We start from the raw sequence: 24587 nt of genomic DNA on the forward strand, positions 1-24587 counted from the left end.
TCGCTGGTGAGTTGGCGCAGCGGTTGGGTGTGGGGGGTGTTGGTGATCTGGCTGTGCTCGGGGACGAGGAGTTGGAGGAGCTGGCCAAGGCCCGTACGGCGGCTGGGGTGACGGCATGGCTGGCGGCGCGGCTCGCGACAGTAGAGCCCCAGCCTCAACTCCAGCCCGTGCCCGGGGCTGTTCCTGCTTCTGTCTCCGCCGCTGGGGGGTTCACGGAGGCGGGGGTGTTGGGGGTGGTGTTGGAGATCATCAGTGAGCGCACGGGGTATCCGGTGGACATGATCGAGCCGGATCTTGATCTGGAAGCCGATTTGAGTATCGACTCGATCAAGCGGGCTGAGATCGCTGGTGAGTTGGCGCAGCGGTTGGGTGTGGGGGGTGTTGGTGATCTGGCTGTGCTCGGGGACGAGGAGTTGGAGGAGCTGGCCAAGGCCCGTACGGCCGCTGCGGTGACGGCATGGCTGGCGCAGCGGCTCACCGGCCCCGGCGAGGTCGAGCAGCAGGGAGCGGCAGGCGCGGCAGCGCAGTCCTTCCCGACGGAGGTGGCCCCCGTGTCCGCCTCCCCGGAGGTCACCGGTGAGGCGCCCAAGCGCTTCCAGTTGCGGCCTGTGCTGCTGGAGCAGCAGGACGGGGACGGGACCCAGGCCAGGGCCAGGGCCGGGGCCGGGAGCGTCGACCCCGCCGCCGTACTGACCGGAAAGCGGTTCGCGATCCTGGGTGACGACGACGCCGGTGCGGTGGCCCGGGAGGTCGTGGCGCGGCTCGCCGGACACGGCGCCGACGCGGTGGTGCTCGACCCCGAGCATCTGCTGACGGGGGCGGACGGACCCGTCGGGCCGGTTGACGGAGTGCTGTACCTCGACCCGCTCGCCTCGTCCCGGCCGCCGGTGCTGCCCGAGGCGTTCCCCGTCTTCAAGGCCGCCCTGGGGCTCGCCCCGCGCTGGCTGTTCGCCGTCCGGGTGACCACGGAAGGCGGCACGGGCGCCGCCGAGTTGAGGTCGGCCGGACTGCACGGGCTCTTCCGGACGGTCGCCCGGGAGTACCCGGAGACGGACGCACGAGTCATCGACCTCGTCGGCGACGACACGGGTGCCGCCGCTGTCGCCGACGCCCTGCTCGGTGAGCTGCTCGCCCCGGACCGCACCCCGGTCGTCCTGCGAACCGCCGCCGGACGCCACGGACTCGAGCTGATCGAAACCCCGCTGGGCGCACTCGGCAGCACCGGCGCCGGACCCGCCGGGGACGGTGCCGCCGAGGCCGCCGCCCTCGGACTGGACCGCGACAGCGTGGTGCTGCTGGTCGGCGGGGCCCGTGGCATCACCGCGAAGTTCGCCGCCGCGCTGGCGTCCGCCTCCCGCTGCCGGATCGAGCTGCTCGGCCGGACCCCCGCACCGGAGGGCCCGGAGGGCGCGGCCACGGCAGCTGCCGGTACCCGGACCGAACTGCGCGCGGCCCTCGCCGCCCGGGGCGGACTGACTCCGGCCGCGCTCAACCGTGAGGCCGAACTCCTGCTCGCCCAGCGGGAGATCACCGCCACGCTCGACGAACTGGCGGCCCTCGGCAGCGAGGCCCGCTACCACTCCGTCGACTTCCGCGAACAGGACGCCGCCCTCCAGGTCGTGAAGGAGATCCACGCCGAACACGGCCGCCTGGACGGCGTCGTCTACGCGGCCGGGGTGATCGAGGACCGGCTCATCGCCGAGAAGACCACCGAGTCCTTCCAGCGCGTGTACGGAACCAAGACCACCGGCGCCGAGACCCTGCTCGCGGCGTTGGAACAGCTCCCCAACAGGCCCGCGTTCGCCGTCCTGTTCGGCAGCATCTCCGCCGTTCTCGGCAACCGGGGCCAGGTCGACTACGCCGCCGCCAACGACGCCCTGCAGAGCCTCGGCGCCGCCTGGGCGGCTCGAACCGGGCAGCGGGCCCTGACCGTTCACTGGGGGCCGTGGGCACCGACCGGCGGCCACACCGGCATGGTGACTCCCGAACTCGGGCGCGAGTACGCCCGGCGCGGGGTCAGGCTCATCGATCCCGAGGAGGGCACGGCGGCGCTGCTCCGCGAACTTGCCTGGGGCGCGGAGTCGGCGGGCGCCGTCGTCTACACCTCGTCGGGCTGGTAAGCGACATGACGGATCGTCATGCGGCAGACGAGCGGGGTCAGCAGGGCGAACAGGGGGTACGGTTCCGCCCGTCGGCGACCCCGGTGGCCATCGTGGGCATGTCCGTGCTGCTGCCCGGCGCCGCCGACCTCGACACCTACTGGCGGAACCTGCTCGCCGGCACCGACGCCATCACCGAGGTACCGGAAGGACGCTGGGACGCCGACGCCTACTACCGGCCCGGCTCCGCCGGTGGCCGTGCCGTCGCCGACCAGGTGTACTGCCGGCGCGGCGGGTTCGTGGACGGGCTGGCGGAGGTGGAGGTGACCCGGTTCGGGATCATGCCGAACTCCGTCTCCGGGACCGAGCCCGACCAGCTCATCGCGCTCAACGTGGCCGCAGCCGCCCTCGCCGACGCAAGCGAAGGCGCAGGCGGAGGTGGAGCTGGAAGTGCAGGCGGGGGCAGAGGCAAGGAGCGCGGGGGGCTGGACGACTGGCTGCCCGACCGGCACCGCGTCGGCGTGATCCTGGGCCGGGGCGGCTACCTCACCCCCGGCCTCGTCCGGCTCGACCAGCGCGTGCGCACCGCCGGTCAACTCGTGCGGACACTCGGCGAGTTGCTGCCCGACCTGGACTCCGCCCAACTCGACAGCATCCGTACGGCGTTCACCGACAGCCTCGGTCCCGACAGCCCCGAGTCGGCGATCGGGCTCGTCCCCAACCTCGCCGCCTCCCGGGTCGCCAACCGCCTCGACCTGCGCGGACCCGCGTACACCGTGGACGCGGCCTGCGCCTCCTCGCTGGTGGCCGTGGACCAGGCGGTGAACGAACTCGCCTCCGGGCGCTGCGACGTGATGCTGGCCGGCGGAGTCCACCACTGCCACGACATCACCCTGTGGAGCGTCTTCTCGCAACTGCGCGCCCTCTCACCGAGCCAGCGCATCCGCCCCTTCCACCGGGGCGCCGACGGCATCCTGATCGGTGAGGGCACCGGCGTGGTCGTCCTCAAGCGCCTCGCGGACGCCGAGCGCGACGGAGACCGGGTCTACGCCGTCATCCGGGGCACCGGCGTGGCCAGCGACGGCCGCGCCGCCGGGCTCGTCAACCCCGACCCCGGCGGCCAGGCCCACGCCGTACGCCAGGCCTGGCGGGCCGCCGGACTCGACCCCGCCCAGCCCGGTTCCATCGGCCTCCTGGAAGCCCACGGCACGGCGACCCCCGCCGGTGACAACGCCGAACTGGCCACACTGGCCGAGGTGTTCGGGCCGTGCGACGCGGGGACCGTGGGTGGCGCCGGTACGGCGGTGATCGGGTCCGTGAAGTCGATGATCGGGCACACCATGCCCGCCGCCGGTGTCGCCGGCCTCGTCAAGGCCGCCCTCGCCGTCCACCACGGCATGCTCCTGCCCACCCTCCACTGCGACGACCCGAACCCGGCCCTCGCGGCCACCCGTTTCCGCCCACTGGACCGGGCCGCGCCCTGGGAGACCACGGCCGAGCAGCCGGTACGACGGGCGGCGGTCAACGCGTTCGGGTTCGGCGGCATCAACGCCCATGTGGTGCTGGAGGAGGCGCCCGGGGCGCGTACGACGGTGACCGCATCCCCCGCGTCTTCCCCCGGGCCCACGGCCTCTGTCGCCGAGCCCGAGCGCGTCCTGCTGCTCGCCGCCGACACCCCCGAGGCTCTCGCCGCCCTCCTCGACACGGACGACGCCTCCGTACTCGCCGCCGGCCTCGACGCCACCCGTCCGGATCCCCGGGCCGGACGCGCCCGGCTCGGCATCGTCGATCCGACGGCGAAGCGGCTCACCCTGGCGCGCCGAGCCGTCGCCAAGGGACGGGCGTGGCAGGGCCGTAGCGACGTCTGGTTCCGGCCCGAGCCGCTACAGGCGGACGGAGCGGGGGAGTTGGGGAGCCTCGCCTTCGTCTTCCCCGGCCTCGAAGGGGACTTCGAGCCCCGCGTCGACGACATCGCCGCCCACTTCGGTCTCACCGACGTCCTGCCGGCCGGTGCACGGGCCGAGGTCGGGGACGTGGGCCGGCACGGGTTCGGGGTCGTCGGGGTCGGGCTGTTGCTGGACGGGGCGCTGCGCCGTATGGGCGTCGTCCCGGACGCGGTGGCCGGGCACAGCGTCGGCGAGTGGACGGCGATGGTGGCCGCCGGTCTGTACGACGGCGACGAGGTGGGCGTCTTCATGGCGACCTTCGACCCCGACACGGTCAGTGTGCCGGGGCTGGCCTTCGGAGCACTCGGCGCGCCCGCCGAACGGGTACTCGCGGCGCTCGCCGAAGAAGGTTGGGCGGACGCCGGGATCGTGCTCTCGCACGACAACGCGCCGGGCCAGTCGATGGTGTGCGGCCCGGACACTGCGGTCGAGGCGTTCGTCCGGGCAATGCGTGCCCGAGGCGTGCTCAGTCAGGTGCTGCCCTTCCAATCCGGCTTCCACACACCGATGTTGGCGCCCTACCTCGCCCCCATCGAGCAGGCCGCGAGCAGCTTCCGGCTCCGGCCGCCGACGGTCCCCGTCTGGTCGGGGACGACAGCGGCGCCCTTCCCGGCGGGCGAGTCGGCGGTGCGTGAGCTGTTCGTACGGCATCTGCTGGAGCCGGTGCGCTTCCGGCAGCTGGTCGAGGCGATGTACGCGGCCGGACACCGGACCTTCATCCAGGTGGGTACCGGTCAACTCGGCTCCCTCATCGGCGACACGCTGTCCGGGCGCGATCACCTGGTCGTCGCCGCGAACTCCCCGCATCGCGGCGGCCTGGCACAACTCCGGCGCGTGGCAACGGCGTTGTGGGTGTCAGGCCGTGCCACATCACCGGCGCTTCCTCGAACCACTGCCACTGCCACTGCCACGGCCATTGCCGTCACTGCCGACATCGCAGGTACCCCCGCTACCGCTACCGCTACCGCTACCGCCACCGGCGACCCGACACCCCGCGCCGCCGGCCCCTCCGACCGCTCCACGGCACCGGCCGACACGCCGGCCTCCGTGCGGAGGGGCCGGCCATCCACCCGCCCGCCCGTCCGCCTCGACCTGGGTGGTGCTCTCGTCTCCCTCGACGAGGGGACCCTCACGCGGCTGAGGGCGGAGCTGGGTTCGGAACCGGTCTCGGAACCGGGTTCGAGGCCGGGGCAGGTGTGGAACCCCGCGCCGCCTTCGGTCACCGGGGTTCCGGCTGCCGCCGCGCCGCAAGCTGCAGGCCCGTCGGGGGTCGTCGCCTCGGCCGCCGTGGCGGCACAACAGGCGGGTGCCGCCCAGGCGTTGGGCGTCGTGCGGACACTCGGCGGCGCCGCGCTCCCCGGCGCCGGGCCTGCGTCGCCCCTGGACGCACTCGCGGCCCGCTTCCCGGCAGCCGCCGAACTCGGCGCCCTGCTACGGGAGACGGCCGACACCGCCGCCGAACTGATCGGCGCGGGCCGGCGCCGACCGGGCTCCGCCGCGGCCTACGCGGGCGGCACCGTACAAGGGCCGGGCGGCACCGTGCAGGGGTCGGGCGGGTCCACCAGGGACGCTTCTCGGCGGTCGGGCGGGTCCACAGGAGGCGCTGTCCCGGCCGGTCCGGCAGGGGCCACGCCCGCCACCGCCCAGCCCGCCCCACTGCCCTGGCGCACCACGGTGCGCGTCTCGCCGGACACCATGCCGTACCTCCTCGACCACTGTTTCTTCCCGCAGCGTCCCGGCTGGCCGGACGTGGCCGACCGGTGGCCGGTGGTCCCGGCGACGACGATCGTGCAGCACATGATGGAAGCGGCCCAGCGCGCGGCGACGCAGCCGCACCCCGGAACCCGAGCCGCACCCGTAGCACCCGCACCGGTACCCATAGCCGTGCACGGTGCCCGCTTCGACCAGTGGCTCACGGCGACCCCGCCCGTCGACGTGGACGTGACCGTCACCCCGGTCCCCGCGACCCCCACCCACCGCGCCGTCTCCTTCGGCCCCCGCGCCCGTGCCACCGTCGAACTCGCCGCTGAATACCCGGAGTTGACGACCCTCCCCACCCCCTGGGCCACGAACCCCGCCACCGAACGCATCCCCGACCACACCGCCGCCCAGCTCTACGCCGAGCGCTGGATGTTCCACGGCCCGGCGTTCCAGGGGGTCACCGAACTCACCGCGCTGGGCGAGGCGCACGTGAGGGGAGTCATCACGACCCCGCCCGCGCCAGGCTCGCTCCTCGACAACGTCGGGCAGATCCTCGGGTACTGGATCATGGCGACACGCACCTCGCGGACGGTCGTGTTCCCGGTCGGGATGCGAACGATGAGGTTCTACGGGCCGCACCCCGAACCCGGCACCGACGTCGACTGTTTCGTGAGGATCACCTCGCTCACCGACACCGTCCTCGAAGCGGACGTCCAACTGACCGTCGGTGGCCAGGTCTGGGCCGAGCTGAGCGGCTGGCAGGACCGGCGCTTCGACAACGACCCGCAGACCAGGCCCGTCGAACGCTTCCCGGAACGCAACACCCTCTCGCAGCCCCGGCCGGGCGGCTGGGTGCTTCTCCATGAACGCTGGCCCGACCTTGCCTCGCGCGACCTCATCATGCGCAACTCCCTTGGTGGGGAGGAACGTTCGCAGTACGAGCGGCATGCCCCGCGAGGTCGCAGACAGTGGCTGCTCGGCCGGATCGCCGCCAAGGACGCCGTACGTCGGTGGCTCTGGGAGCGGGAGGGCGAGGGGGACGTGTTCCCGGCGGAGATCCGGGTGCACAACGACGCGACCGGGCGGCCGTACGTCACCGGGGCGCACGGTCGGACCCTGCCCGCGCTGGACGTCTCGCTCGCCCATCGGGCCGAGGCGGGTGTGGCGATCGTACGGCCGTCGCGGCCGGGTTCCGGCTCCGGTGACCGTCCGGACACGGGGCAAGGGCCCGGTATCGACATCGAGGAGGTCGTCGAGCGCGACGCCTCCACCCTCGCCACCGCCCTCGGCCCGGCCGAACTCGCCCTGCTCCGGGCCAGGTCGGACGGCGGCGGCGATTCCGAGGCGCTCTGGTTCACCCGTTTCTGGGCCGCCAAGGAGGCCGTCGCGAAGGCGGAGGGCACCGGATTCGGCGGCCGGCCGAGGGACTTCGAGGTGCGGGAGGCCACGGACGCGGGTGACCGGCTCACCGTCTCCGGCCGGCTCGCATCCGCCTACACCGTGCACTGCGAGCAGACGGGCAATCCCCCCGGACTGCCCGACAGGGAGTACGTCGTGGCCTGGACAACCGGACCGGCCGAAGAAGACGCAGCAGAACAAGGGGAGTTGGAGCGATGACCAGCCTCAACGGGCACACGACCAGAACCGCTGTCGTCAGTGAGGAGGCGGTGCTCGCCGACATCAGGGGGATGCTCGCGGTCCTCCTCGACGAGTACGGCCTCGACGACGTCGAGATCCGGATGGGCACCACCTTCAACCGCGACCTGGAGCTGGAGAGCATCGACCTGGTGACTCTGGCGGGGATGCTGGAGGAGAAGTACGGCAACCGGGTCAACTTCGCCGAGTTCCTGGCCGACATGGACTTCGACGAGATCATCGAGCTCACCGTCGGCCGGCTCGTCGAGCACGTCGTCGCCAGTCTCAAAGCGGCGGAGGCGGGCTGACCATGGGACACGTCGACATCGGCGGTGGCCTCAGGCTGCACGCCCAGCGCATCGGACCGCGCGGCGGACGGCCGGTCGCCGCGACCGCCGTCCTCGTCCACGGCCTGCTCACCGACAGTCTGGCCAGCTACTACTTCACCGTGGCACCGGCGTTCGCCGCCTCCGGCATCGACGTCGTCATGTACGACCTGCGCGGCCACGGCCGCTCCAGCCGCCCCGACACCGGCTACACCCTCGACGACAGCATCGACGACCTGGAGGCCCTCCTCGACCGTCTGGAGGTGACCGGCCCGGTCCATCTCGTCGGCAACTCCTACGGCGGGACAGTCGCGTTCGGATACGCCGCCCGCCACCCGGAGCGGGCCGCCAGCGTCTCCCTCATCGAGTCGGAACCGGCGACCGCGGCCTGGGCGGGCAAACTCGACGGCATCCTCGGCCGGGTCATGCACGAACTCGCCCACAACGAGGCCGACGCCATCGCCTGGATCACCGCCAACCGCGGCCAGAACACCGCCCGTCTCGCCAAGGGCGCCGCCCGGCTGGCCCGCGAGACGACCCTCGCCCAGGACATCCCCGCCAGCCGTGTCCTGACCGACGACGAGACCAGTTCCGTACGCTGCCCGGTGCTCGGTGTGTACGGGGGTGACTCGGACCTCGCCGAACTCGCGCCCTGGCTGGAGTCGGTGCTGCCCGACTGCCGGACCGTCGTCGTACCGGGGCACGAACACTCCGTGCTCGTCGAGGCGTCCGGGACGGTCGGTGGGCACATCCTGTCGCTGATCCTCGGTGCGGCGGCCCCGGTTCCCCTGGCCGGGGCGGAAGCCCGGTGAGCCGGTTCCTCTTCGTCGTGCCGCCGCTCGTGGGGCACATCAACCCGGCTGTCGGGGTCGCCGCCGAACTCGCCTCGCGCGGCCATGAGTCGGCCTGGGTCTGCGCCGATCCGGGACTCGTGCGGAAGCTCGCGGGCGAGGACGTCACCGTCTTCCCGTGCGCGGGGCCCGTCCCCGGCTCCGGTGACGGCGTACGGCCGCCGGACATGCGGGGGCCCGAGGCGCTGAAGTTCCTCTGGGAACACTTCCTCGCCCCGCTCACCGAGGAGATGGCCCCCGGAGTCGCCGCCGCCGTGGGGGAGTTCGGGCCGGACGTGGTCGTCGCCGACCAACAGGCCCTCGCCGGTGGCCTCGTCGCCGAGCGGCTGGGACTGCCGTGGGCCACCTCGGCCACCACCTCCGCCGAGTTCACCGACGTACTGTCCGGCATGCCCAAGGTCGCCGAGTGGCTGGACGAACTGCTCGCCGGCCTCCGGGACCGCGTCGGCGATCCCGCCGGCACCGCCGACCCGCGCTTCTCCCCGCACCTCGTACTCGCCTTCAGCACACCGGAGTTCGTCGGCCCCGACGCCCGCACGGGCGACCAGATCCGGTACGTCGGCCCGTCCGTCGCCGACCGGCCCGCCCCGTCCGGCTTCCCCTGGGACTGGCTCGACCCCGCCCGCGCAACCGTCCTCGTCACCCTCGGCACCGCCAACACCGATGTCGGAGCACGCTTCCTGACTGAGTGTCAGATCGCGGCACAGGAGCGGTCGGACCGGATGCAGACGGTGATCGTCGATCCGGCGGGCGTCCTCGGAGACGCCCCGGACGGAGCGGGAGAGGACGACAAGGATGTCCTGATCGTGCCCTCCGTGCCCCAACTCCCGCTCCTCGAACGGGTTGACGCCGTCGTGTGCCACGCCGGGCACAACACCGTGTGCGAGGCGCTCTGGCACGGGGTACCGCTCGTCGTCGCGCCCATCCGGGACGACCAGCCCGTGGTCGCCGGCCAGGTCGTGACGGCCGGGGCGGGCATCCGGGTGCGGTTCGGGCGGGTCACCGCGCCGAAACTGGGCGCCGCGATCGACGCCGTACTGCACGAGCCCGGTCACCGCCTCGCGGCGAGCCGGATCCGTACCGCGTTCCGGGCCGCCGGGGGTGCCTCGGCGGCGGCCACCCATCTTGAGCAACTCGCCACCGGCGCGCCCGCCAAGGAGACGGTATGACTGACGACGAGCACGGCACCAGCACACCGGAAGCGGCAGCACAGGCAGCACCGGACGCGCCGGCTGTTCCGAGCCGTACCGAGCAGGTGGCGGCCCTCCGGCCCACCTACCAGACCGACCTGGCCCACGGCCTCGACCGGTTCTTCGAACCCCCGCGCACCAGTTGCCCCTGGTGCGGCTCGGCCCGGCTCACGACCCGGCTGCGGACCACCGACCTGCTCCAGCACAAGCCCGGACGGTTCGTGCTCGACCGCTGCGAGGACTGCCGGCACACCTTCCAGAACCCCCGACTCAGCTCCGCCGGGCTGGAGTTCTACTACCGCGACTTCTACGACGGGCTCGGCGAGAAGCAGCTCGGCAACACCTTCGCCGGCCGCACGAAGATGTACGAGCAGCGGGCCCGTGCGCTGCTCCCCTTTGACGACGCGCCGAAGAACTGGCTCGACGTCGGCACCGGTCACGGCCACTTCTGCGAGTCGGCCCGGGTCGTCCACCCGGGCACGACCTTCGACGGGCTGGACTTCACCGACGGGGCCGAACTCGCCGAGCGGGCGGGGCGCGTCGAGCACGGTTACCGGGGCAGTTTCACCGAGCTGGCCCCCGAACTGGCCGCCCACTACGACGTCGTCAGCATGTTCCACTACCTGGAGCACAGCACCGAGCCCCCGCTCGAACTGGAGGCCGCCCGGCAGGCCATCCGACCCGGCGGACACCTGGTGATCGAGGTCCCCGACCCCGACAGCCGCTACGCCCGGCTGCTCGGCCGCTGGTGGCTGCCCTGGCTCCAGCCCCAGCACCTGCACTTCGTCCCCGTCGACAACCTCCGGCAGCGGCTCGCCGGCCTGGGCTTCACGGTGGTCCTGGAGCAGCACGCCGAGCCGCACGACCCCGTCGACCTGCTCGCCGCCGTCTGGCTGGCCCTGGACAACGCCGCCCCGCGCGACAACCTCCCGTGGCTGCCACAGCCCCCGAACGCCCTGCGCCGCACCCTGCGCGGAGCCCTGCTGCTGGCCGGCGTCCCGGCACTGATCCTGGGCACCCTGCTGGACCGCTTCGCCGTCCGACCGCTCTCCCACCGCATGGGCGTCTCCAACGCGTACCGCCTGGTGGCCCGCCGAGACTGACGTGCTCCACCGGGGCGCACCACACCAGCGGCCTTCCCCGGCGGACCGGGGTGAGGCCGGTGGTGCGGGGAGCGCGTGCCGCCGTGTCCTGGCGTGTGCGGGCGTCGAAGCGTGAGGGGCCCGGTGTCGGCCTCGCGCGCCGAGCCGGGGCGACACCGGTGTGCCGGGATCACCACCCGGGGTGTTTGCTGCCGGGTCCTGGCGCGTGGGGGCGTCGAAGCGTGAGGGGGTCCGGTGTCGCCTAACGCGGCCAGACGGGGCGGACCGGGGCGAGGGGATCACCTCACGGGGTGCCTGCTGCCGGGCCCTGGCGCGTGTGGGCGCCGGAGCGCGAGGTCGCCCGGCGCCTGCCTCGCGCGGCGGGCCCGAGCGAGCACGGCGTACGGCACCGCATCCGCCACGGCGCCCCTGCGGATCACCCCGCCGCATCACTCCACCCGATCGCCGAACCAGCGGCGCGTCACAGCACCTTGGCGCGCACCAGCAGCGACAGCACGAGGGCACCCGGCAGCAGCGGCAGCCAGACCGTCAGGACGCGGAAGCCGACGACGGTCGCGGCGGCCAGGGACATCGGCGCGCCCATCGCGGCCAGCGTGAACACCAGGGCCGCGTCGACGGGACCGATCCCGGCCGGCGCGGGCACGGCGCCGACAGCGGCGCTCGCGGCGAGGTAGGCGAAGACCACGTCGGGCCAGGCGATCGGCAGCCCGAGCGAGGCCCCGACAGAGGCCAGCACCGCGGCCTGGCACAGGGAGAAGCCCGCGGCGCCGCCCCACAGCGCGGCGACCCGGACGGGCCGGGTGTGCAGCCGCCGCGCGTCGGTCAGGGCGGTGCGCAGACCGTCGAGCAGGGGGCGCCGCAACGGACGTACGAAGGCCAGAACCAGGGTCACGACGGCCACCGTGGCGGCCACGCCCACGACGATGGGCACCAGTGTCCCCTGGTCGGGGAGGACGTCGGCGGTGGCCAACGAGGTCGGGAAGGTCGCCAGGAGCGCGAGGATCAGCAGAAGCTTCGCCACCGGTTTGACCAGCGAATACAGGGCGAGCGACGCGGTGGCCCGGGTCAGCGGGATGCCACGGCCGGTCAGGAAGCGCAAGGTGACCGCGTGGGCGCCGAGACCGGCCGGGAGGACGTTGTTGGCGGCTCCGGCGGCGAACTGCGAGGCCAGCAGCAGCCCGGGCGGCAGCCGCTCCGGGATCGCGCCCTGCCGGGCGAACGCCGCGGACACCCAGCACAGGAACGTGAACGCGGCCCCGATCGCCAGCCAGCCCGGGTCGGCCGTGGTGAGCCGCAGAGCCCCGTCGTGCAGGACCGGCCAGTTGTCCGCTGCCCAGATCCCGATGAGCAGGAGCGGCAGCAGACAGAGCACCCGGCGGGCGTACCGCGCGCCGGGGAAACGGCGGGCACGGGAGGCCGGTGAGGGACAGTCCGAGATGCCCTGGGGAGGTGACTGGACCGTCGGAGCGGGCGGAGCTATGGGCACTATCGGAAATGAGGACACAGCGCGCGTCGTCCTTCCACGTTGCGCCCACGCGCTGCGGGGGCGGACGGGGGGAAATGAAGAGCGAGGCAAGGGGGGACAACAAGAGCGTTCCCAGTCCGCGTGACGGGGTGGTGTCCAGGAAGAGAAGGGGTGAGGGCGGACGGGCGACACAGATGATGTCTGAAGAGTTCTGTCAGAGTCTCCCCTTGTCGCCAACTGTCAATACGTCCTTCGCACCGCGTCTGTTCAACGCCCTCGCGCCGCCGTCGGTTCCCGCACCCTCCCTCACAGGTTGCTCAAGGGACGCGGTGCGGGCCGAACTCGCTCAGCGCGCCCTCGACGACCGCCTCCAGGCGCGCGTGGTGCGCGCCCCGCCAGTACAGCCGTTCACAGTCCGCACACTGCGCGAAGACGTCGTACGTCCGCCGGGTCCCGTCCTCCAGCCGGTCGCCGACCGTCTGCTTGTCGGCCCGCGACAGCCGCCCGTTGCAGGCGGTGCACCGGGTCCAGGGGGCGAGCACGGGCGCGAAGCGGCCGAGTACGTCCCGGAGCTGGTCGTCCGGGCGGTCGCTGTAGACGTACGCCCCCGCCCACAGCTCCCGGCGCCGCAGCAGACCCCGGTCCCGGGAGAGCAGCACGCGTCGCTCGGCCGCCGACAACGCGGCCAGCGCCGGGTCGCCGATGTCCTCGCTCTCGTACGCCGCGTCGACGCCCAGGAGCCGCAACCGCCGGGCGAGCGTGCCCAGATGCACGTCCAGCAGGAACCGCAGCGGCGCCCCCGGCACCGACTGCGGTCTGACGACGGCACCGACCTCCACCGTCTCGCCCGCCCCCGGCACATGCGACACCGGCACCTCCCGGCCGTCGACCGACAGCCGCCCGGCCTCGGTGAGGGGTACGCCGAGCGACTCCACCACGTGTCCCAGCGAGGACGATCCGTCGGTGACCACGGCCGTCGGCCCGGCACGTCTCTCGGACGGGACGAAGAGCCGCAGCTCAGAGGCGAAACTGATGACGATCTCCGGTCTGCTCACGCGGTCAGCATGTCATCGCCCCGGCCGGGAACGCCCGCCGGTTTCCGGTGCACTACTGTCTGCGCTCTCAACGCCCCGGCCCGACACCCCGACCGGGACGGTCGGCCTCGCGGGTGGGGGAGCACGGCAGCATGCAGTTCGAACGTACGGGCGTGCCCGGTTACGAGGTCGTCGAGGTGCTCGGCCAGGGCGGGTTCGCCACCGTGTACCGGGCCCGCCAACTGGCCGTGGGTCGCGAGGTCGCCCTCAAGATGGACAGCCGCGTCCTCGCCACCGACCGCGACCGCCAGCGCTTCCTGCGCGAGGTCACCGCGGCAGGCCAACTGTCCGGCCACCCGCACGTGGTGGCCGTCCACGACGCCGGGGTGCTCGACAACGGCCGCCCCTACATGGTCCTGGAACTGTGCCCCGGCGGTTCGCTCGGCGACCGCCTCCAGCGGCAGGGCCCGCTCCCGGTCGCCGAGGCGCGGGACATCGGCGTACGCATCGCCGACGCGCTGGCGGCGGCCCACGCCGCCGGCGTACTGCACCGCGACATCAAACCGGGCAACATCATGATCGACCGGTACGGGAATGTCGGCCTCGCCGACTTCGGGCTGGCCGCGATGCCCCGGCAGGGCCAGGAACTGTCGGTCACCCGCGAGGCGTTGACCCCCGCGTACGCCCCGCCGGAGGCTTTCCGGCTGGCCGAACCCACACCCGCCGGGGACGTGTACTCCCTCGCCGCCACGATCTACGCCCTGGTGCACGGCAGAGCCCCGCACTTCCCGGCGGAGGGCAGCCTCGGCATCGCGGAGGTCATCGTCCGGCACACCTGGCCCCTGCCGGACCTCCCCGGAGTGCACCCAAGCTTCACCGAGGTCCTGCGGCACGCGATGGCCCCCGACCCGGCCGACCGGCTGCCGAGCGCGGCGGCGCTCCGGGACGCACTGGCCGCCGTGGACCTGACAGGCCCGGCGGACCCGACGGGCGCCACTTACGTGCCGATCCCCGTCCCCGGCGCTGTTCCGCCCTCGGCTCCGCCCTCCGCTTCGCCGACCACCGTCCAGGCTTCGGCCGCCTCCCCGCGCGGCAGAACGGTGCGTGTACGGCTGTCCGTCGCGGCCGTGGCCGTGGTCCTCGTCGGTACGGGCGGGACGCTGGCGTACCAGTACCTGCCCCCGTCGACGACGAACGCGCCCACCACCGGCCCCTCCACCTCCACCTCCTCCGTTTCCGCCTCCGCTTCGGGCGGGGCGTCGAAAGCCACGATCGCCGGTTTCGGCGTACCGACGACGACCGAGAACTGCCCCGCGGCCGAGGTCGCCGGCCTGCACGGCCGCTGCACCACGACCGCCGAATGCTGGGGCGGCATGGTCGTCAACGTCGGCATCGTCAGCGTGAACCGCTCCGACTGCCTGGTGTCCCACCCGTGGGAGACCTTCGCGATAGCCCCGCTCCCGTCGACCGGGATGACCAACAACCAGCGGGAACTGGAGAATCACCCGGACGTCCGCGAACTCTGCTCCCGCTCGGTCCTCGCGGCGTCCAGACAGGGCGACGCGGTCAGGATCGCCCCGGACCGCTGGACCATCGACGTACTCCCGCCCACGCAGACCGAGTACGCCGACGGTCTGCGCGTCCTGCGCTGCGTGGCCACGATCACCGGGGAGGAGTCGACCGGGGCGCACTTCCGGCCCCGGAAGTGAGCTACGCGCCGAGCCGCTTACCAACGGCCGGCCGGCCGGCTTGCCGGACGAGGGCGTGGCCGAGTCGGAGATCAACCACCGGGGCCGCCCAGGACCTACGAGTCAGGATCAACCCCGCCTACGAGAGCGGCCTCGCCGAGCGCGGGACGCCGACCTGAGGAACCGCGCCGGGCCCGGTCGGCGGTGCCCCTCGTTGCCGGCCGCCCGGGTGATGTTGCGGGCCATGCCGCCGAAGACGACCGCGTGGAAGGGGGACACGGACCACCAGTAGACGTGGCCCAGCAGACCACGCGGGTGGAACAGGGCCCGCTGACGATAACGGGTGCCGCCCTCGCCCTCCGTCTCCACGTACATCTCCAGCCAGGCGAGGCCGGGCAGCCGCATCTCGGCCCGCAGCCGCAGCAGCCGCCCGGGCTCGATCGCCTCGACCCGCCAGAAGTCCAGCGAGTCACCGACCCGCAGTCGCTCGGCGTCGCGTCGCCCACGGCGCAGGCCCACACCCCCGGCGAACCGGTCCAGCCAGCCCCGTACCGCCCAGGCCAGCGGAAAGGAGTACCAGCCGTTGTCGCCCCCGATGCCCTCGATCACCTTCCACAGGTCCTGCCCCGACACGTCGACCGACAGCTGCCGCTCGTCCTGGTAGAGGCTGCCGCCCGCCCAGTCGGGGTCCGTGGGCAGCGGATCACTGGGCGCCCCCGGCAGGGCGGCCGACGACCACCGGGTGGCGACCTGCGCCTCCCGCACCCTCCGCAGCGCGAGTGCCAGTGCCTCGTCGAAGGGCAGCGGCCGACCAGGAAGGTCCGGAACGAACCGTACGATGTCGTGTTCGCGGCAGACGACCTCGTGGCGCAGCGACTCCGTGAGCGGCCGGGCCAGGGCGGCGGGCACCGGGGTGACGAGACCGACCCAGTGGCTGGACAGCCTCGGGGTCAGGACCGGAACCGGCACGATGAGTCGCCGGCGCAGTCCCGCGACGACGGCGTAACGGCACATCATCTCCCGGTACGTCAGAACGTCCGGCCCGCCGATGTCGAACGCCCGGTTGACGTCGTCCGGCATGGCCGCCGAGCCGACGAGGTAGCGCAGCACGTCCCGCACCCCGATGGGCTGGGTACGGGTGTGCACCCAGCTCGGGGTGACCATCACCGGCAACCGCTCGGTGAGGTACCGCAGCATCTCGAAGGAGGCCGACCCCGAGCCGATGACGACCGCGGCCCGCAGCACGGTCGCCGGCACCGGCGCGTCGAGGAAGATCCGCCCCACCTCGGCCCGGGAACGCAGATGCGGGGACAACGAGTCCTCGGGCACCCCCTGCGGGGTGAGCCCCCCGAGATAGACGATCCGCCGCACCCCGGCGACCCGAGCCTCCTCGGCGAAGACCCGCGCGGCCCGGCGATCGGTCCCCTCGAACCCGGACCCGGACCCGAGGGCGTGCACCAGGTAGTAGGCGACATCGATGCCACCCATGGCGGCGGCGACCGACTCGGGGTCGGTGACATCCCCGCGAACCGTCTCGACATCCGCCGCCCAGGGATGGTCACGAAGCTTGTCCGGCGAACGGGCCAGACACCGCACCCGATACCCCGCCTCCAACAACTCCGGCACCAGCCGCCCACCGACATAACCGGACGCCCCGGTGACCAGGGTGGTCCGCACCTCACCCGTGCTCACGATCACACCTCCACGAGCTCGCTCCGACACCACCACCCCGTCGTCCGATCATGACGGCAACGGGGCGGCCACGCCCGTCGCGGCACCCTGGGGAGAGTGAGGTGCGGAAAGGTGTGTGGTGCGCCGTTTGATCGAGTTGGGAGGCGTTCCGGAGCGCGCGGGCAGGTCTCACAGCTTCTTGCCCTGACGGCTGGGGCATGTGCTCGTGCCGGGCATCCGGCTTCCGAGGGCCGATGGCTCGAGGTCGGCCCGGCTGCATGTAGGTGTGGGCCTCGTGTTTGATCGGGCGGGCGGTGTGCCCTCAGATCTTGATGACGGTGACGCGCCCGCGGCAGAGCGAAGTGAGGTCCTCGGGGCCAGAGGTGAGGACGGTGACGGGGGCGGGGGCTGCCAGCGCCGTGGCGCCGAGCATCGCGTCGATGGCGTACTTGTGGCCGTGCAGACGGGCATCGACGAGGAGGGCGGCGGCGTGACGGGCGATGGGCTCGGTTACCGGTTCGATGACGAGGCGGGACAGGGTCCATTCCAGGGCTGGGCGATTGATCCGTGGGTGAATCACTTCCACGAGGGTGGCTGCGGATGTGATCACCCGCAGGTCGTCGGCCCGGGCGAGGGCGAGCCAGCCGGTGACCGTACGGTCGCGCAGGACGGCCTTGGCCAGCCCTTCGCTGTCGAGGACCAGGGTGCCGCCTGGGGTGGCGGGGGAGGGGGTCACGCGGCGTTCGCCCCGCCCTGGGTCTGATGCTTCCGGGCTTGGTGGAGTTGGTCGCGCAGAGCCTGGATCTCTTCATCGCCAATGGGGCCGTGTTCGGCCTCCGCCACCGTGATGAGTTCGTTGAGGTTGTCCCGCTCGATCTGGCGGGCTACGGCTGCGGCGACGTAGGCGGACAGTCCGGAGGGGCCACTGCGGGCCTTGGCGGCTTCGGCGACATCTCGAGGCATGGTGATCGAGTACTTACCGGTAGGCTCACTCATGCTACCTATCCTACCGAGCATCCTCCCCTGTTCGATGGGCTTGCACGAGAGTCGCCGCGGTGCTGGTCAGCCACTCCCGCGCAACGGGGGAATCTCAGCCGTGACGTACGTCGGCGAGACGCGTCCGACCACGGGCAAGGAGTGGAGCGACTCGTGCGAGGCGCGCGATCGGCGGGGTCGCAGCCAACGTGCACAAGGTGAGGTCCGCATCGTGCCGATACCGCCTTCGCTGGTGGTGCCGTTCCGTGAGCACCTGAAGGAGTTCGGCACGGCGAAGGGCGGTCGGCTCTTCGCGAGCGAGCGGGGCAACGTCGTGGCCGCGTCGTCTTACCCGCGTGAATGGAAGCAGGCGCGGGAGTTGGCACTCGTACCGGGCCAGGTCTCCTCTGCGTCGGCCGTACGACCTGTGGCATGCGGGTGTCTCCCGGTGGCTCAACTCCGGCGTACCTGCCCCGAAGGTGGCGGCCCGAGCTGGTCACTCGGTCGATGTCCTGCTGAAGATCTACGCGAAGTGCATCGACGGCCAGGAGCAGGAGATGAACGACCGGATCCTGAAGGGGCTGGGGGAGGGGCCCGAAGCCGAAGGCTGAAGGCGGCCCACGCACCACTCACGCACACACTGAAGCCCCGGAGCGATCCGGGGCTTCAGCGGCTGTGTCGGAAAGCTACGCTCAGGGCTTCGGGAAACGGTCGCTGACCTGCCGGAAGACCCTCAAGATCATTACGTCACCATTACGTGATCACTGACAAACAGCTGCTTTCAGCGGCATCCGCCTGCACACACGCGAAGACCCCGTCCTCAGCTACTGCGCTGATGGCGGGGTCTTTAGGCACCTCATTCAAGGTGCCCCCGGCAGGATTCGAACCTGCGCACACGGCTCCGGAGGCCGTTGCTCTATCCCCTGAGCTACGGGGGCGTGTCTGGCGCGTTGCGCTCTGACGGGTAGAACCCTACCAGCTCGTTCGGGGTGATCAGGAACGGGTTTTGGGAGCCGGGCGTGGGCCGGGCCGGTGCTCGTTCGGGGGCAGTGGAAGTAGGTAAAAGCCGGACGCGGTGGCCGGTCTCGACCTACCCTCGACTTGTGCCGGGCGTGTCCGGCCGGGTGCTTGTTGTGGACGACAACAAGGTCATCCGGCAGCTGATCAGGGTCAACCTCGAACTGGAGGGTTTCGAGGTCGTGACCGCGGCTGATGGTGCCGAGTGTCTGGATGTCGTTCATCAGGTCTGCCCCGATGTCGTCACCCTCGACGTCGCGATGCCTCGGCTCGACGGTCTGCGCACCGCCGCCCGGCTGCGTGCCGATCCCCGTACCCGCGGCCTGCCCCTCGCCATCATCAGCGCCTGTACGGAGTACGAGGTCGAGGCGGGGCTGGAGGTCGGCGTCGACGCGTTTCTCGCCAAGCCCTTCGACCCCTCCGAACTCATCACCCTCGTACAGCAGTTGGCCGAACGCGGGCGGGACGGCGCCTCCCTCGAAAGCGCCCTCGGACCTTCCCGCGGGCCCGCGGCCGTGCCGCCCCTCGGACCCCTTGACCCCCTCGGCGCCCCCGGAGAGGCCGAGCGAGCCGGCCGGGGTGTCGGCGGCTGAGACCGGTACTCGCCGCCCCTCCGGTCGTCCCACGCCTTCCCTTCCCTCTCCTTCCCTCCTCTGTCCACATGCCGGACGCACCCCAAACCCAGTCGCCTACCCACCCCCCTCCTCCCATACGCTGGTCCCGTGACCCCCGTCGAGCTCTCTCGTACCGTGCTGTGTGCGGTGCGTCGTGCTGTCGACGCGGGAGAGCTGACCGTCGCCGTCCCCGCACGCGCCGTCGTCGCGGCGCCCGGACCCGGCGGCTCCGGGGACTACGCCACGAACATCGCGCTGCAGCTGGCCAGGCCCGCCGGCCGCACTCCCCGCTACGTCGCCGAAGTCCTGTGCGAGCGGATCAGCGCCGCACCCGGCGTCCGTGGCGTCGAGATCACCGGGCCCGGATTCCTCAACATCAGCCTCGACAGTGCCGCCCCCGCAGCCCTCGTACGGGAGATCCTCAGCCAGGGGCCGCGCTACGGACACGGTGACGCCCTCGCAGGGCAGCTGCTGTCGGTACGGCTGCCCCTCGCGTACGAACCCCGAGCCGAAGTCGTCGCCGACGCGGTCGCCCGGATCGTCGCCTCCCAAGGCGCCCGCGTCCGGCTTCACCGCGACACCAGTACCCAAGGCACCCTCACCCACGGCGATGGCGGGGACCTTGGTGGCAGCGGCGGCCCTGGCCTAGGGATTCTCGACCTCCGCAACCTTCCCCCCGCCCCCGGCGACCCCGCCCCCCTGGGCCCCGACGCCGCCCGCTGGGCCCTTCTCCATCCCGCCCCGCACGATCGGGTCCGGGTCGGCGCCGAGCATCTGGTCCAGCGGGAGAGCAACCCCCTCTTCCGGGTGCGTTACGCCTACGCCCGTACCCGTGCCCTCGGCCGGAACGCCGCCGACCTCGGCTTCGCCGCGTACGCCGGTGACCTGGACGACGTACCGGCCGCCCTTCACCTCGCCCTCGCCGACCACCCCCGTCTGCTCCTCGGCGCCGCCACCCATCGCGCCCCGGACCGGCTCGCCCGGCATCTCGTCACCCTTGCCGATGCCACGCTCGCCTTCCTCCCCACCGTGCTGCCGCTCGGCGACGAGAAACCCTCGGCCGCCCACCGAGCCCGGCTCGCGCTCGCCGAAGCCGCCGGGACGGTGCTGGCCGGCGGCCTGTCCCTGCTCGGTATCGACGCACCCGAATATCTTTGAACCACCTCTGACACCTCTGAGGAAGCACGCAGTCATGAGCCGTTCCGCACACCCCGCCGGGCCCCGTCACGCCGATGTGCTGCCCGAGGGACATCCCTCCGCGCCGCCCGCCGACCTCAACCACCTGGACCCGAAGGTCTGGGCGTCGACCGTCACCCGTACGGCCGACGGCGTCGTCAGCGTCGGCGGGGTCGAGGTCACGAGGCTCGCCGAGGAGTTCGGCACCCCGGCCTATCTCATCGACGAAGTCGACTTCCGTGAGCGCGCCCGCGCGTGGCGTACCGCCTTCGGGGCCGACGCCGACGTCTTCTACGCCGGCAAGGCGTTTCTCTCCCGGGCCGTCGTGCGCTGGCTGCACGACGAAGGACTCAACCTCGACGTCTGTTCCGGGGGCGAACTCACCACCGCGCTCTCCGCCGGGATGCCCGCCGACCGCATCGCCTTCCACGGCAACAACAAGTCCGTGGACGAGATCGAGACCGCCATTCGTGCCGGTGTCGGGCGGATCGTGCTCGACTCCTTCCAGGAGATCGTCCGCGTCGCGCACATCGCGCAGTCCCTCGGTAAGCGGCAGCGCGTGCAGATCCGTATCACCGTCGGCGTGGAAGCCCATACGCACGAGTTCATCGCCACCGCCCACGAGGACCAGAAGTTCGGTATTCCGCTGGCCGGCGGGCAGGCCGCCGAGGCCGTGCGGCGGGCTCTGCAGCTCGACGGACTGGAGCTGATCGGAATCCACTCGCACATCGGGTCGCAGATCTTCGACATGTCCGGGTTCGAGGTCGCCGCGCATCGCGTCGTCGGGCTGCTCAAGGACATCCGTGACGAGCACGGCGTCGAGCTGCCCGAGATCGACCTCGGCGGTGGGCTCGGTATCGCCTACACCAGCGACGACGACCCGCGCGAGCCGCACGAGATCGCCAAGGCGCTCCACGAGATCGTCACCCGGGAGTGCGAGTCCGCCAAGCTGCGCACTCCGCGGATCTCCGTCGAGCCGGGGCGCGCCATCGTCGGGCCCACCGCCTTCACCCTCTACGAGGTCGGCACCATCAAGCCCCTCGACGGGCTGCGCACATACGTCTCCGTCGACGGCGGGATGTCCGACAACATCCGGACCGCGTTGTACGACGCCGAGTACAGCGTCGCTCTCGTCTCCCGGACCTCCGAGGCCGCGCCCATGCTGGTGCGGGTCGTCGGCAAGCACTGCGAGAGCGGGGACATCGTCGTCAAGGACGCCTTCCTGCCCGCCGACCTGGCACCGGGCGACCTGATCGCGGTGCCGGCGACCGGCGCGTACTGCCGGTCCATGGCCAGCAACTACAACCACGCCCTGCGCCCGCCGGTCGTCGCCGTGCGTGAGGGGGAGGCCCGGGTGATCGTCCGTAGGGAGACCGAGGAGGATCTGCTCCGGCTCGACGTGGGGTGACGGCAGAATCTCTCAGGAGCGGAACCCCTGGAGCAGAATTCGAGGACGCGGCGGAAGATCTTCTGTCTTCCGCCGCTCGGAAAACGAAATAGACATCTCACGATCCGGACGATGGACAGAAACTTCAGTCCGGTGAGTGAGACTTATGAACCGTAGACGGTATGAGGAAACGAGGTCGGATGATGCGTACGCGTCCGCTGAAGGTGGCGCTGCTGGGCTGTGGGGTCGTCGGCTCAGAGGTGGCGCGCATCATGACGACGCACGCCGACGATCTCGCCGCCAGGATCGGCGCTCCCGTCGAACTCGCGGGCGTGGCCGTACGGCGGCCCTCCAAGGTCCGTGAGGGCATCGACCCCGCCCTCGTCACCACCGACGCCACCGCCCTCGTCAAACGCGGCGACATCGACGTCGTCGTCGAGGTCATCGGCGGCATCGAGCCCGCTCGCTCCCTCATCACCGCCGCCTTCGAGCACGGCGCGTCCGTCGTCTCCGCCAACAAGGCCCTTCTCGCCCAGGACGGCGCCGCCCTCCACGCCGCCGCCGAGGAGCACGACGCGGACCTGTACTACGAGGCCGCCGTCGCCGGTGCCATCCCGCTCATCCGGCCGCTGCGCGAGTCCCTCGCCGGCGACAAGGTGAACCGGGTCCTCGGGATCGTCAACGGCACCACCAACTTCATCCTCGACAAGATGGACTCCACGGGCGCCGGATATCAGGAAGCCCTCGATGAGGCCACCGCCCTCGGGTACGCGGAAGCCGACCCCACCGCCGACGTCGAGGGCTTCGACGCCGCCGCCAAGGCCGCCATCCTCGCCGGAATCGCCTTCCACACGCGCGTGCGTCTCGACGACGTCTACCGCGAGGGCATGACCGAGGTCACCGCCTCCGACTTCGCCTCCGCCAGGAACATGGGCTGCACCATCAAACTGCTCGCCATCTGCGAGCGGGCCGGGGACGGCCAGTCCGTCACCGCGCGCGTGCATCCGGCCATGATCCCGCTGACGCACCCGCTCGCCTCCGTGCGCGGCGCCTACAACGCCGTGTTCGTCGAGTCCGACGCCTCCGGTCAGCTGATGTTCTACGGGCCCGGAGCCGGCGGTGCGCCGACGGCCTCCGCTGTGCTCGGTGACCTCGTCGCCGTGTGCCGCAACCGGCTCAGCGGGACCACGGGGCCCGGCGAGTCGGCGTATGCCGCGCTGCCCGTCTCGGGCATGGGCGATGTGGTCACCCGCTATCACATCAGCCTCGACGTCGCCGACAAACCGGGTGTTCTCGCCCAGGTGGCCACCGTGTTCGCCGAGCACGGTGTCTCCATCGATACGGTTCGGCAGACGGGCAAGGACGGCGAGGCCTCCCTTGTCGTCGTCACCCATCGTGCGTCCGACGCCGCCCTGGGCGGAACCGTCGAGGCGTTGCGCAAGCTCGACACCGTGCGGGGTGTCGCAAGCATCATGCGGGTTGAAGGAGAGTAACCAGCAATGACCCACCAGTGGCGCGGAATCATCGAGGAGTACCGGGACCGGCTGCCCGTCTCCGCCAGCACACCGGTCGTGACGCTCCGGGAGGGCGGCACGCCCCTCGTCCCCGCGCAGGTGCTCTCCGAGCGCACGGGCTGCGAGGTCCACCTCAAGGTGGAGGGCGCCAACCCGACCGGGTCCTTCAAGGACCGCGGTATGACCATGGCCATCACCCGGGCCAAGGAGGAGGGCGCCAAGGCGGTCATCTGTGCCTCCACGGGCAACACGTCTGCCTCCGCCGCCGCCTACGCCGTGCGCGCGGGCATGGTCTCGGCCGTTCTCGTGCCCCAGGGGAAGATCGCCCTCGGCAAGATGGGGCAGGCGCTGGTCCACGGCGCCAAGATCCTCCAGGTCGACGGCAACTTCGACGACTGCCTCACCCTCGCCCGCTCGCTGAGCGACAACTACCCCGTGGCGCTGGTGAATTCGGTCAACCCGGTGCGTATCGAGGGGCAGAAGACGGCCGCCTTCGAGATCGTCGACATGCTCGGTGACGCGCCCGACATCCATGTCCTGCCGGTCGGCAACGCGGGCAACATCACCGCGTACTGGAAGGGCTACACCGAGTACGCCGCCGACGGCATCGCCCGGCGCACCCCGCGCATGTGGGGGTTCCAGGCGGCCGGTAGTGCCCCGATCGTGCGCGGCGAGATCGTCAAGGACCCCTCGACGCTCGCCACCGCGATCCGTATCGGCAACCCGGCCTCCTGGAAGCAGGCGCTGGCCGCGCGCGACGAGTCCGGTGGTTTCATCGACGAGGTGACGGACCGTGAGATCCTGCGCGCCTACCGGCTGTTGGCCGCGCAGGAGGGCGTTTTCGTCGAGCCGGCGTCCGCCGCGTCCGTCGCCGGTCTGCTGAAGGCGGCGGAGCAGGGCAAGGTCGACCCGGGCCAGACCATCGTCTGCACGGTCACCGGCAACGGCCTGAAGGACCCGGGCTGGGCCACCGAGGGCGCACCGAAGCCGGTCGTCGTCCCGGTGGACGCCGCGACCGCCGCCGAGCGACTCGGACTCGCGTAGACCGGGTACTGAAACGCCGGAAGTGGGGTACTCCCCACGGCGGGTGCACAGGGGGCTTACGACACGCATCGTGCGCCTCCTGTGCGCCCTATGTCGCCACAGAACCTTCCTTCGATAAGCTGGGGTGAACCCGCCCGCCGCATATGCCCCC

18 protein-coding genes and 1 tRNA gene are annotated in these 24587 nt (G+C 71.9%); 13 read left to right on the forward strand and 6 right to left on the reverse strand.

All coding sequences use genetic code 11. The features are described from left to right. From PV734_RS43575 to PV734_RS43600, 6 genes are all read left to right on the forward strand, one after another. On the forward strand, nt 1-2120 hold a 2120-nt coding region (locus PV734_RS43575; RefSeq protein WP_319294826.1), incomplete at its 5' end, for an SDR family NAD(P)-dependent oxidoreductase. 5 nt (nt 2121-2125) lie between these two features. Then, entirely contained in the window at nt 2126-7363 is a 5238-nt protein-coding gene (locus PV734_RS43580; protein ID WP_319294827.1) for a polyketide synthase, read from the forward strand. Next, nucleotides 7360-7689 carry an acyl carrier protein gene (locus PV734_RS43585; RefSeq protein WP_319098196.1) on the forward strand — a complete coding sequence of 110 codons (330 nt, stop codon included), beginning with the start codon at nt 7360-7362 and terminating at the stop codon, nt 7687-7689. Before PV734_RS43580 ends, PV734_RS43585 begins: the two co-directional genes overlap by 4 nt. Nucleotides 7690-7691: 2 nt before the next feature. Continuing rightward, complete coding sequence (locus tag PV734_RS43590) at nt 7692-8519, forward strand: alpha/beta hydrolase (protein ID WP_319098195.1); 828 nt, start codon at nt 7692-7694, stop codon at nt 8517-8519. Next, nucleotides 8516-9727 (forward strand): glycosyltransferase, encoded by a 1212-nt coding sequence (locus PV734_RS43595; RefSeq protein ID WP_319294828.1) that lies wholly within the window; start codon nt 8516-8518, stop codon nt 9725-9727. The genes PV734_RS43590 and PV734_RS43595 overlap by 4 nt, the downstream gene beginning before the upstream one ends. Continuing rightward, entirely contained in the window at nt 9724-10851 is a 1128-nt protein-coding gene (locus tag PV734_RS43600; protein ID WP_319294829.1) for a class I SAM-dependent methyltransferase, read from the forward strand. The genes PV734_RS43595 and PV734_RS43600 overlap by 4 nt, the downstream gene beginning before the upstream one ends. A gap of 460 nt (nt 10852-11311) precedes the next feature. Here PV734_RS43600 and PV734_RS43605 read toward each other — a convergent pair whose 3' ends face one another. Both PV734_RS43605 and PV734_RS43610 read right to left on the reverse strand, forming a co-directional pair. After that, nucleotides 11312-12355 carry a lysylphosphatidylglycerol synthase transmembrane domain-containing protein gene (locus PV734_RS43605; protein WP_415924374.1) on the reverse strand — a complete coding sequence of 348 codons (1044 nt, stop codon included), beginning with the start codon at nt 12353-12355 and terminating at the stop codon, nt 11312-11314. A gap of 278 nt (nt 12356-12633) precedes the next feature. Then, nucleotides 12634-13371 carry a Mut7-C RNAse domain-containing protein gene (locus PV734_RS43610; protein WP_319098191.1) on the reverse strand — a complete coding sequence of 246 codons (738 nt, stop codon included), beginning with the start codon at nt 13369-13371 and terminating at the stop codon, nt 12634-12636. Nucleotides 13372-13502: 131 nt separating this feature from the next. Here PV734_RS43610 and PV734_RS43615 point away from each other — a divergent pair, with 131 nt between their 5' ends. After that, nucleotides 13503-15059: a serine/threonine-protein kinase gene (locus tag PV734_RS43615; RefSeq protein ID WP_319294830.1), complete on the forward strand. Its 1557-nt coding sequence runs from the start codon at nt 13503-13505 to the stop codon at nt 15057-15059. A 108-nt stretch (nt 15060-15167) separates the two neighbouring features. Here the strand turns inward: PV734_RS43615 and PV734_RS43620 are convergent, their stop codons facing one another. From PV734_RS43620 to PV734_RS43630, 3 genes are all read right to left on the reverse strand, one after another. Further along, a complete protein-coding gene (locus PV734_RS43620; RefSeq protein WP_415924375.1) occupies nt 15168-16736 on the reverse strand; it encodes an SDR family oxidoreductase in 1569 nt (522 codons plus the stop codon). Between the two features lie 295 nt (nt 16737-17031). Beyond that, nucleotides 17032-17445, reverse strand: a complete 414-nt coding sequence (locus PV734_RS43625) for a PIN domain-containing protein (RefSeq protein ID WP_319294831.1) — start codon at nt 17443-17445, stop codon at nt 17032-17034. Beyond that, a complete protein-coding gene (locus PV734_RS43630) occupies nt 17442-17705 on the reverse strand; it encodes a CopG family transcriptional regulator (RefSeq protein ID WP_319294832.1) in 264 nt (87 codons plus the stop codon). The genes PV734_RS43625 and PV734_RS43630 overlap by 4 nt, the downstream gene beginning before the upstream one ends. 335 nt (nt 17706-18040) lie before the next feature. Here PV734_RS43630 and PV734_RS43635 point away from each other — a divergent pair, with 335 nt between their 5' ends. Then, the gene (locus PV734_RS43635; RefSeq protein ID WP_319294833.1) at nt 18041-18295 is read left to right on the forward strand and encodes a hypothetical protein; all 255 of its coding nucleotides are present in this window, start codon (nt 18041-18043) and stop codon (nt 18293-18295) included. Between the two features lie 255 nt (nt 18296-18550). Here the strand turns inward: PV734_RS43635 and PV734_RS43640 are convergent. After that, a tRNA-Arg gene (locus PV734_RS43640) sits at nt 18551-18622 on the reverse strand. Between the two features lie 111 nt (nt 18623-18733). Here PV734_RS43640 and PV734_RS43645 point away from each other — a divergent pair. From PV734_RS43645 to thrC, 5 genes are all read left to right on the forward strand, one after another. Further along, on the forward strand, nt 18734-19294 hold the full coding sequence (locus PV734_RS43645) for a response regulator (RefSeq protein ID WP_415924376.1): 561 nt from the start codon (nt 18734-18736) through the stop codon (nt 19292-19294). Nucleotides 19295-19423: 129 nt separating this feature from the next. Then, entirely contained in the window at nt 19424-20473 is a 1050-nt protein-coding gene (gene nrtL / locus PV734_RS43650) for an ArgS-related anticodon-binding protein NrtL (RefSeq protein WP_319098187.1), read from the forward strand. Between the two features lie 34 nt (nt 20474-20507). After that, nucleotides 20508-21899, forward strand: a complete 1392-nt coding sequence (lysA, locus tag PV734_RS43655; RefSeq protein WP_319098186.1) for a diaminopimelate decarboxylase — start codon at nt 20508-20510, stop codon at nt 21897-21899. Between the two features lie 179 nt (nt 21900-22078). Then, nucleotides 22079-23371, forward strand: coding sequence for a homoserine dehydrogenase (locus tag PV734_RS43660; protein ID WP_319098184.1), 1293 nt, complete (start codon nt 22079-22081; stop codon nt 23369-23371). A 6-nt stretch (nt 23372-23377) separates the two neighbouring features. Then, a complete protein-coding gene (gene thrC / locus PV734_RS43665; protein ID WP_006381663.1) occupies nt 23378-24436 on the forward strand; it encodes a threonine synthase in 1059 nt (352 codons plus the stop codon). Nucleotides 24437-24587: the final 151 nt, after the last annotated feature.

Origin of the sequence: Streptomyces sp. AK08-02 (assembly GCF_033795085.1) — a bacterium.
GTDB classification, from domain to species: domain Bacteria; phylum Actinomycetota; class Actinomycetes; order Streptomycetales; family Streptomycetaceae; genus Streptomyces; species Streptomyces echiniscabiei.

Bases quoted from the DNA above. Each gene is read 5' to 3' on its own strand.
- PV734_RS43580 (WP_319294827.1), top strand. From the start codon at position 2,126: ATGACGGATCGTCATGCGGCAGACGAGCGGGGTCAGCAGGGCGAACAG.
- PV734_RS43585 (WP_319098196.1), top strand. From the start codon at position 7,360: ATGACCAGCCTCAACGGGCACACGACCAGAACCGCTGTCGTCAGTGAG.
- PV734_RS43590 (WP_319098195.1), top strand. From the start codon at position 7,692: ATGGGACACGTCGACATCGGCGGTGGCCTCAGGCTGCACGCCCAGCGC.
- PV734_RS43600 (WP_319294829.1), top strand. From the start codon at position 9,724: ATGACTGACGACGAGCACGGCACCAGCACACCGGAAGCGGCAGCACAG.
- PV734_RS43615 (WP_319294830.1), top strand. From the start codon at position 13,503: ATGCAGTTCGAACGTACGGGCGTGCCCGGTTACGAGGTCGTCGAGGTG.
- PV734_RS43630 (WP_319294832.1), bottom strand. From the start codon at position 17,705: ATGAGTGAGCCTACCGGTAAGTACTCGATCACCATGCCTCGAGATGTC.
- lysA (WP_319098186.1), top strand. From the start codon at position 20,508: ATGAGCCGTTCCGCACACCCCGCCGGGCCCCGTCACGCCGATGTGCTG.
- PV734_RS43660 (WP_319098184.1), top strand. From the start codon at position 22,079: ATGATGCGTACGCGTCCGCTGAAGGTGGCGCTGCTGGGCTGTGGGGTC.
- thrC (WP_006381663.1), top strand. From the start codon at position 23,378: ATGACCCACCAGTGGCGCGGAATCATCGAGGAGTACCGGGACCGGCTG.